This is a genomic window from Kitasatospora sp. NPDC059817 (assembly GCF_042731835.1).
Lineage (GTDB): Bacteria > Actinomycetota > Actinomycetes > Streptomycetales > Streptomycetaceae > Kitasatospora.
On the sequence record NZ_JBHWIR010000007.1, the window covers coordinates 70,749 to 82,083 of the forward strand.

At 74.2% G+C, this 11,335-nt stretch carries 10 protein-coding genes and 1 pseudogene; 2 read left to right on the plus strand and 9 right to left on the minus strand.

From position 1 onward, the window contains the following. Positions 1 to 170: 170 nt before the first annotated feature. Positions 171 to 2,162 (plus strand): S9 family peptidase, encoded by a 1,992-nt coding sequence (locus ACFV61_RS02840; protein ID WP_380489707.1) that lies wholly within the window; start codon positions 171 to 173, stop codon positions 2,160 to 2,162. Further along, entirely contained in the window at positions 2,159 to 2,764 is a 606-nt protein-coding gene (locus ACFV61_RS02845; RefSeq protein ID WP_380489709.1) for a hypothetical protein, read from the plus strand. Before ACFV61_RS02840 ends, ACFV61_RS02845 begins: the two co-directional genes overlap by 4 nt. Positions 2,765 to 2,816: 52 nt before the next feature. Here the strand turns inward: ACFV61_RS02845 and ACFV61_RS02850 are convergent, their stop codons facing one another. The 9 genes and pseudogenes from ACFV61_RS02850 to ACFV61_RS02890 form a co-directional block, all read right to left on the minus strand. After that, positions 2,817 to 3,608: an SURF1 family protein gene (locus ACFV61_RS02850; protein WP_063348655.1), complete on the minus strand. Its 792-nt coding sequence runs from the start codon at positions 3,606 to 3,608 to the stop codon at positions 2,817 to 2,819. Between the two features lie 156 nt (positions 3,609 to 3,764). Continuing rightward, positions 3,765 to 4,952 (minus strand): hypothetical protein, encoded by a 1,188-nt coding sequence (locus ACFV61_RS02855; protein ID WP_380427640.1) that lies wholly within the window; start codon positions 4,950 to 4,952, stop codon positions 3,765 to 3,767. Continuing rightward, positions 4,945 to 5,490, minus strand: coding sequence for a SigE family RNA polymerase sigma factor (locus ACFV61_RS02860; protein ID WP_380335561.1), 546 nt, complete (start codon positions 5,488 to 5,490; stop codon positions 4,945 to 4,947). The genes ACFV61_RS02855 and ACFV61_RS02860 overlap by 8 nt, the downstream gene beginning before the upstream one ends. 344 nt (positions 5,491 to 5,834) lie before the next feature. After that, positions 5,835 to 6,914: an aspartate-semialdehyde dehydrogenase gene (locus tag ACFV61_RS02865; protein ID WP_063348652.1), complete on the minus strand. Its 1,080-nt coding sequence runs from the start codon at positions 6,912 to 6,914 to the stop codon at positions 5,835 to 5,837. Further along, complete coding sequence (locus ACFV61_RS02870; RefSeq protein WP_063348651.1) at positions 6,911 to 8,191, minus strand: aspartate kinase; 1,281 nt, start codon at positions 8,189 to 8,191, stop codon at positions 6,911 to 6,913. The genes ACFV61_RS02865 and ACFV61_RS02870 overlap by 4 nt, the downstream gene beginning before the upstream one ends. Before the next feature lie 390 nt (positions 8,192 to 8,581). After that, positions 8,582 to 9,331, minus strand: a complete 750-nt coding sequence (locus ACFV61_RS02875; RefSeq protein WP_244293422.1) for a DUF5063 domain-containing protein — start codon at positions 9,329 to 9,331, stop codon at positions 8,582 to 8,584. Further along, entirely contained in the window at positions 9,324 to 9,923 is a 600-nt protein-coding gene (gene recR, locus ACFV61_RS02880) for a recombination mediator RecR (RefSeq protein ID WP_063348650.1), read from the minus strand. Before recR ends, ACFV61_RS02875 begins: the two co-directional genes overlap by 8 nt. A 181-nt stretch (positions 9,924 to 10,104) precedes the next feature. Continuing rightward, positions 10,105 to 10,443, minus strand: coding sequence for a YbaB/EbfC family nucleoid-associated protein (locus tag ACFV61_RS02885; protein WP_063348649.1), 339 nt, complete (start codon positions 10,441 to 10,443; stop codon positions 10,105 to 10,107). Positions 10,444 to 10,564: 121 nt separating this feature from the next. Next, positions 10,565 to 11,335: pseudogene (locus tag ACFV61_RS02890) on the minus strand (DNA polymerase III subunit gamma and tau); the annotation flags it as partial.

Sequence of the window (11,335 nt, forward strand, 5' to 3'; positions counted from 1 at the left end):
GCCCGCGCGGGCGCCGGGGCGGGCAGGGACACACTGTAACGCGGGGGCACGCGGTAAGGCCGGGGCGGGGGGGGGGCTGGGGGGCGCGGGGGTGAGCTGCGGCCACCCGCCCGCCCCGTTCCGTCCCCCGCCCGTTCCGTTCTGTCCCCCCGATCGGGTTGGATGGTCGGATGAGCGAGGAGAAGAGCGCCGTACCGGCGTGGGAGCAGCGGTTCAGGGCAGCACGGGTGTCACTCCCCGACTGGGCCGAGGACGCCCCCGACCGGGCGCTGTACGTGTCCAACGCGACCGGCACCTACGAGGTCTACGCCTGGGACCGGGTCACCGGCACCCACCGGCAGGTCACCGACCGGCCGAACGGCACCACCGACGCCGAGCTGTCCCCCGACGGCTCCTGGGTGTGGTGGTTCGACGACCACGACGGCGACGAGTTCGGCGTCTGGCGCCGCCAGCCCTTCGCCGGCGGGCCTGCGGACCGCAGCGCCGGCACCACCGACGAGGAGGCCGTGCCCGGCCTCGCCCCCTCCTACTCGGCCGGCCTGGCGCTCGGCCGCGACGGCACGGTGGTCGTCGGACGTTCCACCGACGAGGACGGCACCACCCTGCACCTGCGCCGCCCCGGCGCGGCCGAGGCCGTCGAGATCTACCGGCACGCGGAGTACGGCGGCGTCGGCGACCTCAGCTACGACGGCACGCTGCTCGCCATCGACCACACCGAGCACGGCGACGCGATGCACTCCGCGATCCGGATCGTCCGCCTCTCCGACGGCACGAGCGGCACGAGTGGCACGACGAGCAAGCCCGTAGCGCCCGTAGAGCCCGCCGAAACCGCCGAAACCGTCGAAACCGTCGCCGAACTCGACGAGGTGACCGGCCGGGACGAGCCGCGCGGCGTCGCCTGCCTCGGCTTCGCCCCGGTCGACGGCGACACCCGGCTGCTGGTGGCCCACCAGCGCACCGGCCGCTGGGAGCCGATGATCTGGGACGTCGTCACCGGCGCCGAGACCGCGCTGCCGCTGCGCGACGAGCAAGGGCGCGAGCTGCCCGGCGACGTCTCCGCGCAGTGGTGCCCCGGCGCCGAGGCGCTGCTCGTCGAGCACGAGTACGAGGCGCGCAGCGAACTGTTCTCGTACACGCTCGCCGACGGTCGGCTGACCCGGCTGGACACCCCGCGCGGCACCGTCGGCGGCGCCACCGCCCGTCCGGACGGCACCGTCGAGTACCTGTGGTCCTCCGCCGCCGAGCCCTCCGCCGTCCGCTCCACCGCCGGGACGGTCGTGCTGCGGGCGCCCGGCGCGGTGCCGCCCGGCTCCGTACCGGTCGAGGACGTCTGGGTGGACGGGCCCGGCGGGCGGGTGCACGCCCTGGTGCAGCGTCCGACCGGGGCGGGCGAGGGCCCCTTCCCGACCGTGTTCGAGATCCACGGCGGCCCCACCCACCACGACAGCGACTCCTTCGCCGCCGGCCCGGCCGCCTGGCTGGACCACGGCTTCGCGGTGGTCCGGGTCAACTACCGCGGCTCCACCGGCTACGGCCAGGCCTGGACCGACGCCCTGCACGAGCGGGTCGGCCTGATCGAGCTGGAGGACATCGCGGCCGTCCGGGAGTGGGCGGTCGCCGGCGGCCTCGCCGACCCGCGCCGGCTGGTGCTCACCGGCGGCAGCTGGGGCGGCTACCTGACCCTGCTGGGCATCGGCGTCCAGCCGGACAGCTGGACGCTGGGCGTCGCCGCCGTACCCGTCGCGGACTACCACACCGCGTACGCCGACGAGATGGAGGCGCTCAAGTCGCTGGACCGCACCCTCTTCGGCGGCACCCCGGAGGAGGTCCCGGAGCGCTTCACCGCCTCCTCGCCGCTCAGCTACGTCGAGCAGGTGCGGGTGCCGGTCTACATCAGCGCCGGGGTCAACGACCCACGCTGCCCGATCCGGCAGATCGAGAACTACGTCGAGCGGCTGGAGCAGTCGGGCAAGCCGCACGAGGTCTACCGGTACGACGCCGGGCACGGGTCGCTGGTGGTGGAGGAGCGGATCAAGCAGCTGCGGCTGGAGATCGACTTCGTCCGACGGCACCTCGCCGCGGCGTCGGAGGCCGGGACCGGAACCGAGGCCGGAACCGGGACCGGGGCTGACGACAGGGCCGGCGACGGGGAGACGGTGTGAGGCGTCTGCTGACGCTCGCGGGAGTGGCGGTGGCCGGGGCCCTGGTGCTCACCGGCTGCTCGGGCGGGCACGGCGCCGAGGCCGCCTGCCCGCCCCCGGCCGGCCCCGCGGTGCCCAGCCCCACGCCGACCACGGCCGCACCGACCCCAGCAGCCGCACCAACCGCACCGGCCGCCACCGCGACCCGCGCGAGCGCGGCGGGGCCGAACGCGGCTGGGCCGGGGGCCGCCGTCGCCCGAGCGGCGTACGCGCCTGCGGCGGGCGAGGACGCGGTCCCGCTCGCCAAGGGATCCAGCGGGTCGAAGGGCTCGTCCGGGTCGAAGGGTTCCGGCTCCAAGGGCTCCGGCTCCAAGGGTTCCGGTTCCAAGGGCTCCGGCTCCAAGGGGACGAAGACCGGGCGCACCGTGCACCACCACATCGACCACTACGACTCGAACGACGACGTGAGCGGCGGCCACGGCCGGTGCCACGACGAGCCGGCGTTCACCGGGTCGCCGACGCCGGTGCCGTCCTCCCCGACGGCACCCGGGAAGCCGACGACCGCACCGGTCGTCCCGGCCCTGCCGTCCGCCCCGTCCGCCCCCGGCAAGCCAACCCGCTGAGGCGGGCCGGCCGAGCGGGGGCGGGCCGAGCAGGGGCGCCGAACCGCGGAGGTCAGTCGAGGACCGGGTCCAGTCCGAGGGCCCGGTCCTGCTCCGCCTCCCCCTCGCGGCGCACCAAGCGGAACCACATGAAGATGACGAAGCCCCCGAAGACGAACCACTCCAGGGTGTAGCCGAGGTTCTGGAACGCCCGCAGGGTGAGCCCGTCGCCGCCCTGCGGCTGGACCGTCGGCACCGGGGTCAGCCCGGCCGACACCGCGTCGGCGGCCACCCAGCCGTCGTACCAGCCGTCGTACGCGAGCGCGTTGAGCAGCGCCGCCCGGTTGACCGTGCCGAGCTGACCGGCCGGCAGACCGCCCGCCACGGCGCCGTTGCTGCCACTGGACTCACCGGCCTGCAACCGCCCGGTGACGGTCACCTGGCCGGGAGGCGGCGGCGCGGCCACGGACGCGCCCTCGGCGGGCGCGCCGGGCGCCCAGCCGCGGACCACGGCGGCGAACCGGCCGTCGGCGGTGCGCAGCGGGGTGAGCACGTAGTAGCCCTGCTTGCCGTCGACCACCCGGTTCGGGACGAGGAGCTGGTGCTCCGCGTCGTAGCTGCCGGTCACGGTGACGGGCTTGCCGACGGTCTCGGTGGTCACCTGCGGGGTGGCCTGGTTGAGCAGGTCGTCGATCGGCCGCACATCACTCGAAGCGGTGACGGTCTGCTTGGTCTCCTGGTGCGACGAGAACCGGTCCTCGAACCGGCCGAGCTGCCAGGAGCCCAGCCAGACGCACACCGCCACGGCCGCGACGGCCAGCGCGGTGCCGCCGAGCCAGCGCGGAGTCAGGAGGAACCGGTACACACCCCCACGGTAACCACTCCTCACACCCGTCCCGGCCGCAGGGGTCCGCCATAGGGGTCCGCCATCGGCCACGACGGCCCGGCTGGTCGCCCGTCCGACCCCGCCTGTCCGACCCCGACCACCCGCCCGCGGACCACCGCCGGAGCGCGAAGCCCGTCAGCCCGCCGGGGGCGTGTCCGACGGCTGCGGCGCCGGTGCGCCCACCGCCTGGACGCCACCGCGGTAGAGGGTGCCGCCGCAGGCCACGGCGAAGGTGGCGGTGGCAACGGCAGGGCTGCCGGGGGCGGGGGTGTGGGCGATGGTCGCGGTGGCCGGCGCGGTGGTGGGGCTGCCGGTCGGGGTGGGGGTGGAGCTGGGGGCGTTGGTGGGCCCGGCGCTGGGGGACGAGCTGGCCTGGGGGTTGGTGCTGGGGGCCGCCGAGGCGTCCGAGGCCGCCGGGGCGGCACCGGTGGCGGCGGCGGGGGCCTGGGAGGCGCCGACGGCCGGGTTGGCGCCGCCCTGGCTGGTGGGCCCGGTGCTGGCGGTGCTGGCGCCGGGGGTGGGGCAGGTCCGGTCGGGGACCCAGGCGAACGGCACCCGGTAGCCGGCCTGCGGGGCGAGGACGGGGGGCTCCGCGTCCATCGCAGGCAGGTCGCCGGCCGGGTCGCCGGCGGCGTGGTCGGCGGTGCGCACGCGGCTGCGGTCGGTGCCGCTCACCGCCGTGACGGCGACGGCGCCGGGGCCGCCGAGCCGGCAGCTGCGGCCGGAGACGTTGTACACGGTGAACGAGCCGTGGATCCGGCCGTCGGCGGCGGCCGGGCCGACCTGTGCGCCGCCCTGGCCGAGGTCGGCCCGGGTGCAGAGCGGGGTGATCGGGCTGTCGCCGGTGCTGGCGGCGGGGGCGGGCGGGGCGGTGGTGCCGTCGGCGCGGGTGGTGCTGGCGCCGGGGCTGGGTGAGGCGGTGGGGGTGCCGGAGGGCGACGCGGTGTCGCCGGTGCCGCTGGGGCCGGGCCGCGAAGGTGTGCCGGTGCCGGGGGCGCTGCCGGTCCTGGTGCCGGTCGGGGCGGCGGCGGCCGGGCTGCTGGCGGCGGCCGAGCCGGGGCCGCCGGACAGTCCGAGGTGCTCCCCGTCGTGCAGGGCGGGCAGGGCGACGGCGACGGCGACGGCGAGGGCGGCGGCGCCGGTCCAGGCTCCGCGCCGGGCGGCCCGGCGGCGGGGTACGGCGTACCGGATCCGCGGCAGGCCGCCGGGTTCGGGCTGGATGCCGGCGACGGCGCCGCGCATCAGGTCGCGGACGCTGCGTTCCTCGGCGGAGAGCCCGTCGCCCTCACCGCCCGAGGGTCGCCGCCCGGCGCCGTCAGCCATGTCCGGCCTCCATCTGGGTGCGCAGGGCGGCGAGTCCGCGCGAGCCGTAGGCCTTCACCGATCCGAGCGAGATGCCGAGGGTCTCGGCGACCTGCGCCTCCGTCATGTCCACGAAGTAACGCAGCACCAGAACCTCCCGCTGACGGCGTTGCAGATTACGCAGCGCGGCCTTCAACTGGTCGCGCTCCAGCGCATCGTAAGCGCCTTCTTCTGCACTGGCCATGTCAGGCATGGGCTTGGGCAGCAGGCGCAGGCCGAGGATCCGTCGGCGCAGGGTCGAGCGGGACAGGTTGACGACGGTCTGCCGCAGGTAGGCCAGGGTCTTCTCGGGCTCGCGGACCCGGCGCCGGGCGGCGTGCACCCGGATGAACGCCTCCTGGACGACGTCCTCGCAGGTCGAGAGGTCGTCCAGGAGCAGCGCGGCGAGCCGCAGCAGGGAGCCGTAGTGGGCCTGGTAGGTCTCGGTGAGCAGGTCCTCGCTGGTACCCGCGTCGGTACCGGCACCGGAGCCCGCCGCACCGGGTGCGACCGCGGTCATCTGGTCGTCTTCCGGCCTACTCGCCGGCCACGGGGCGCGCGAGGGGAAGGCCACCACGGATCTCGCCGGGATGCCCGCCCCTGCTCCCACCATCACGTTCGCCACGCCCGTTGGACACTCGATCCCCTGTCATGGTTGCCCAGCCCGGGGGCCATTCTTCCGCATCGGCGGAAGAGGCCTCCAGGGGATTCCATCGGGATTCCGGACAGATTGTGTCGAGGAGCGGACACGCCCTCCCCGGATCGGGGGCCGGACGGGCCCGGGAGCGGGCGGCTCCAGGCCTTCCAGGGTCTCTCCCGGGCCTCCTGCCAGGCCTCTTCCCGGGCCTCCCCCTGTGCTTCCTCCTACGCCTCTTCCGGCGCGCCTTCCTGTGTCACCGTCAGCTCACCGGCCACCAGTTCCGCGATCTGCAGCAGGTTGAGCGCCGCGCCCTTGCGCAGGTTGTCGCCGCAGAGGAAGAGGTCGAGCGCGGCCGGCTCGTCGAGGGCCCGGCGCACCCGCCCGACCCAGACCGGGTCCGTCCCGACCACGTCGTTCGGCGTGGGGAACTCGCCAGCCGCCGGGTCGTCGTACAGCACGACCCCGGGGGCGTCGCGGAGGATCTGCTGCGCGTGCTCCTGGGTGACCTCGCGTTCGAAGAGCGCGTGCACGGCCAGCGCGTGGGTGCGGACGACCGGGATGCGGACGCAGGTCGCGGAGACCTTGAGGGCGGGCAGGCCGAGGATCTTGCGGGCCTCGGCGCGGATGCCGACCTCCTCGGAGGACCAGCCGCCGTCCACCAGGGAGCCGGTCCAGGGCACCGCGTTGAGCGCGAGCGGGGCGGCGAACGGCCCGTGGTCGGCGATCACCGCGCGCAGGTCGCCGGCCTGCCGGCCGACCTCGGTGCCGGCCACCAGGGCGGTCTGCTCGCGCAGCGCCGCCTCGCCGATCCGGCCCTCGCCGGAGGCGGCCTGGTAGGAGGCGACGACGAGTTGGGCGAGCCCGTACTCGGCGTGCAGGGCGCCGAGGGCCGCGATCATCGCGAGGGTGGTGCTGGCCGGGCTGGCGACGATGCCGCGGGCGCGCAGCCGCAGCGCGGCCGCGTTGACCTCGGGGACGACCAGCGGCACGTCCTCGGCGGTACGGAAGGCGGCGGAGTCGTCGACCACCACGACGCCCTTGGCGGCCGCGATCGGCGCCCACTGGGCGGAGACCTCGTCGGGGACGGCGAACACGGCGACGTCGATCCCCTCGAAGGCCTCCTCGGCCAGCGGGACGACCTCGACCGGCACCCCGCGCACGACCGGCTTGCGGCCGGCCGAACGCGGGGAGGCGACGAGTCGGATCTCGCCCCAGACGTCCTGGCGCAGGGAGAGCAGGCCGAGCAGCACCTCGCCGACCGCGCCGGTGGCGCCGACGACGGCGAGGTTCGGCCGCCGGGTCATCGCCCGGTGCCTCCGTAGACGACGGCCTCGTCCGTCTCGCTGTCCAGTCCGAAGGCGCTGTGCACGGCGCGGACGGCCTCCGGCACGTCCTCGGCGCGGGTGACGACCGAGATGCGGATCTCCGAGGTGGAGATCAGCTCGATGTTGACGCCCGCGGCGGACAGCGCCTCGAAGAAGGCGGCGGTGACGCCCGGGTTCGAGCGCATGCCCGCGCCGACCAGGGAGATCTTGCCGATCGCGTCGTCGTAGCGCAGCGACTCGTAGCCGATGCCCTCCTTGACCCGGCCGAGCGCGTCGATGGCCTTCTGGCCCTCCGCCTTGGGCAGGGTGAAGGAGATGTCGGTCAGCCCGGTCGACGCGGCGGAGACGTTCTGCACCACCATGTCGATGTTGACCTCGGCATCCGCGATGGCGCGGAAGATGCGGGCCGCCTCGCCCGGCTTGTCGGGCACGCCGACGACCGTGACCTTGGCCTCGGACGTGTCGTGGGCGACTCCGGAGATGATGGCCTGCTCCATCTCGCCCCCTTCGGGCTTGTGCGGGTTCTCGTTGCTGACGATCGTCCCGGGAAGACCCGAGAAGGACGAGCGTACGTGAATCGGGATGTTGTAGCGCCGGGCGTACTCCACGCAGCGGTCGAGCAGCACCTTGGAGCCGGACGACGCCAGCTCCAGCATGTCCTCGTACGCGATCCAGTCGATCTTGCGGGCCTTCGCCACCACGCGCGGGTCGGCGGTGAACACGCCGTCCACGTCGGTGTAGATCTCGCAGACCTCGGCCTTGAGCGCGGCGGCGAGGGCGACGGCGGTGGTGTCCGAGCCGCCGCGGCCCAGCGTGGTGATGTCCTTGCTGGTCTGCGACACGCCCTGGAAGCCGGCCACGATCGCGATGTTGCCCTCATCCAGGGCGGTGCGGATGCGACCAGGCGTCACGTCGATGATGCGCGCCTTGTTGTGGACGGAGTCGGTGATGACGCCGGCCTGGCTGCCCGTGAAGGACTGCGCCTCGTGCCCCAGCGATTTGATCGCCATGGCCAGCAGCGCCATGGAGATGCGCTCTCCAGCGGTCAGCAGCATGTCGAACTCACGGCCGGCAGGAAGCGGTGACACCTGCTCCGCGAGTTCGATGAGCTCGTCCGTCGTGTCGCCCATTGCGGACACCACGACGACGACCTCATGGCCGGCCTTCTTGGCGTCAACGATTCGGCGGGCAACGCGCTTGATGCCTTCGGCATCCGCAACGGATGAGCCGCCGTACTTCTGCACGACAAGGCCCACGTGCGCTCCTCGACTTGTGTCGTCTTCCGGGGGCACCAGGCCCCCGCACCCCCGGGGAAAAGGGGCTGTGCGGTCGGCGCCAGTCTACCGAGCAGGGGTGCCACAACCGGCGCTTTCCATATGATGAGACGCCCGTTTCAGCAGGTGGTCGGCGAAACGGGCGGCACCACCGGCAGGTCTGCGGGCAATTCGCCACCGCCCCGAAGAATCGGCGGATCAACGGACGGCGATCCGTCGGGATTTCTTTTCCGCGCGGAATGCTGAGGCATTCGTCACAATCAGCCGATGACCGCCGGGGGCGCACCGAAAACCGGCGCGCGCCGGGGCGACGTTCAGGCGTGCCGGAATCGCACGGACGTGCCGGAAGGGCACGGGCACCGGAGGGCGGTGCTACCGCCCGAGGCCCAGCTCGGCCGCCATCAGGTCGCCGGCCTGCTGCTCCAGCTGCTCGTCGGTGAGCCCGTCGTCGTCGGTGTCGGCGCCGTCCGGCACCGCGCCGATCGGACTGTCCAGCCGGACGTGCGCGATCAACGACTGCAGCGCCCGCAGCACCGCCGTGCAGGTCGTGCCCCAGTTGGAGAGGTACGAGAACTGCCACCACCACAGCGCCTCGCTGACCCGGCCCTCGCGGTAGTGGGTCAGCCCGTGCTGCAGCTCGCCGACCACGCCGGCCAGGTCGTCCGAGATCCGGAAGGCGTTCGGCTTCTCCGGCGGACCGTACGGGTCGAAGACCTCGTGGTAGACGTCGATCGGCGCGAGCAGCTCGGCCAGCCGCTCGCGCAGCTGCTCGCCGTCCGGCTCCGGCCCGGCGTCGGGCTCGAAGCGGTCCTCCGGGACGACGTCCTCGATGGCGCCCAGCCGGCCACCGGCCAGCAGCAGCTGCGAGACCTCCAGGAGCAGCAGCGAGACCGCGCTGCCCGGCTCGTCGCCCTTGGCGACCTCGGTGACGGCGAGCACGAAGCTCTCCACCGAGTCGGCGATCTGCACGGCGAAGTCGTCCGGCTCCGAACCGTGCGCATGGATGTGCGGGGGGTGGCTCTGCGGCTCCCCGTGCGGCTGTCCGGGGGCCGGCTGGTGGGCCTGCCCGTGGGACGGCTGGTGGGGCGTGTGGGGCTGCTGGTTGAGCGTCCGGTCAGACATCGAGCAGTCGTCTCCCTTCGAAGGCACGACCGAGGGTGACCTCGTCCGCGTACTCCAGATCCCCGCCGACGGGCAGGCCGCTCGCCAGCCGGGTCACCCTCAGGCCCATCGGCTTGCAGAGCCGGGCCAGATAGGTGGCGGTCGCCTCCCCCTCCAGGTTGGGGTCGGTGGCCAGGATCAGCTCGGTGACCGTGCCGTCCGCGAGGCGCGCCAGCAGCTCGCGGATCCGCAGGTCGTCCGGGCCGACGCCCTCGATGGGGCTGATCGCGCCGCCCAGCACGTGGTAGCGGCCGCGGAACTCGCGGGTGCGCTCGATGGCGACGACGTCCTTGGACTCCTCGACCACGCAGATGACGCCGAGATCGCGGCGCGGGTCCAGGCAGACCCGGCACTGCTCGGCCTCTGCGACGTTGCCGCAGACCGCGCAGAAGCGGACCTTGTCCTTGACCTCCAGCAGCGCGTGCGCGAGACGGCGCACGTCGGTCGGGTCGGACTGCAGGATGTGGAAGGCGATCCGCTGGGCGCTCTTGGGCCCGACGCCGGGCAGCCTGCCCAGTTCGTCGATCAGGTCCTGAACCACGCCCTCGTACAACGTCGCGCCTTCCCTCGGATGGTCGGTGGTGCTCCGGTGCCATCATCCAACGAATCGGGCGCCGGACACACCGCCCGACGCCCGACTCCCACATAAATCACATGGGTCCGTTGTCTGAACTTCAGAACTTCAGGACCTCAGACCTGCCTGGTCGAAACCCCTGTCCAGGGGCTCCCCCAGGTCAGAACGGCAGACCGGGGATGCCCCCGCCCAGGCCCTGGGTCAGCGGGCCCATGCGCTCGGCCTGCATCTTCTGCGCCGACTGGTTGGCGTCCCGCACGGCCGCCAGGACCAGGTCGGCCAGGGTCTCGGTGTCCTCCGGGTCGACGGCCGCCGGGGCGATGGTCAGCGCCACCAGCTCACCCGCACCGGTCACCGTGGCCTCGACCAGGCCACCGCCCGCCGAACCGCTCACCTTCGTCTCCGCCAGCTCCTGCTGCGCCTGCGCGAGATCCTGCTGCATCTTCTGCGCCTGCTTCAGCAGCTGCTGCATGTTGGGCTGGCCACCACCGGGGAACACGGCTCACTCCTCGCTTCGTGCTTGCTGTCCTGCGTCGCCGTCCTGCCTGCGGTCACGTCCGCTTGCAGTCCCGCTCGCGTCGTCACGGCCGAGCCTACGTGCTGCCGGGGCGGGCCGTCGCTCAGTTGCCGCGGTGGTGGATCTCCTCCAGAACCGTCGCGCCCAGCTCCCGGATGATCAGCTCCTGACCGGAGAACGCCTCCTCGTTGAGGTCCGGGTCGTCCTCCTCCGGGACGTCGTCCTCCGGCGCCACCGCGCGCACCGGACGGGCCGGCGGCGCGGCCACCGGCGGCGGGGCCTGGACCGGCGCGGGCGCCGGGGCGGCCTGCACCTGCGGGGACGGCTGCGACCGGACCGGCGCGGGCACCGGAGCCGGAGCCGACGGCGCGGCGGCCGCCGGACGGGCCGGGGCCCCCCAGCCGCCACCGCTCGGGGCGGCACCGCCCAGACCACCGCCGCCGACGGCCGTACCGCCGCCGAGGGAACCGCCCCCGGACGGGTCGACGATGCACTCGATCCGCCAGTCCACACCCAGCGCGTCCGTCAGCGCCTGGCGCAGCACGTCGTCGCTGTTGCTGCCGACGAAGCTGTCCCGGGCGCCCGCGTTGATGAAGGACACCTGGAGCACGCTGCCGTCGAACCCGGCCACCTGGCCGTTCTGGCTGAGCAGGATCCAGGTGAAGCGGCGGCGGTTCTTCACCGCCTCCAGAATCTGCGGCCACAGCTGCCGGACCTGCGCCGCGCCCTGCTGCGCGGCGGCCGAAGCCGGCCCGGCGGGCTGCCCGGCCGGGGCGGGCGCGGGCGCCGCGGGGGCAGGAGCGGGAGCGGGGGCGGACACCGGGGCCGGGGTGGCCTCTACGGCCTCGGCGGCCTGGGCCGGCGGCGGTCTCTT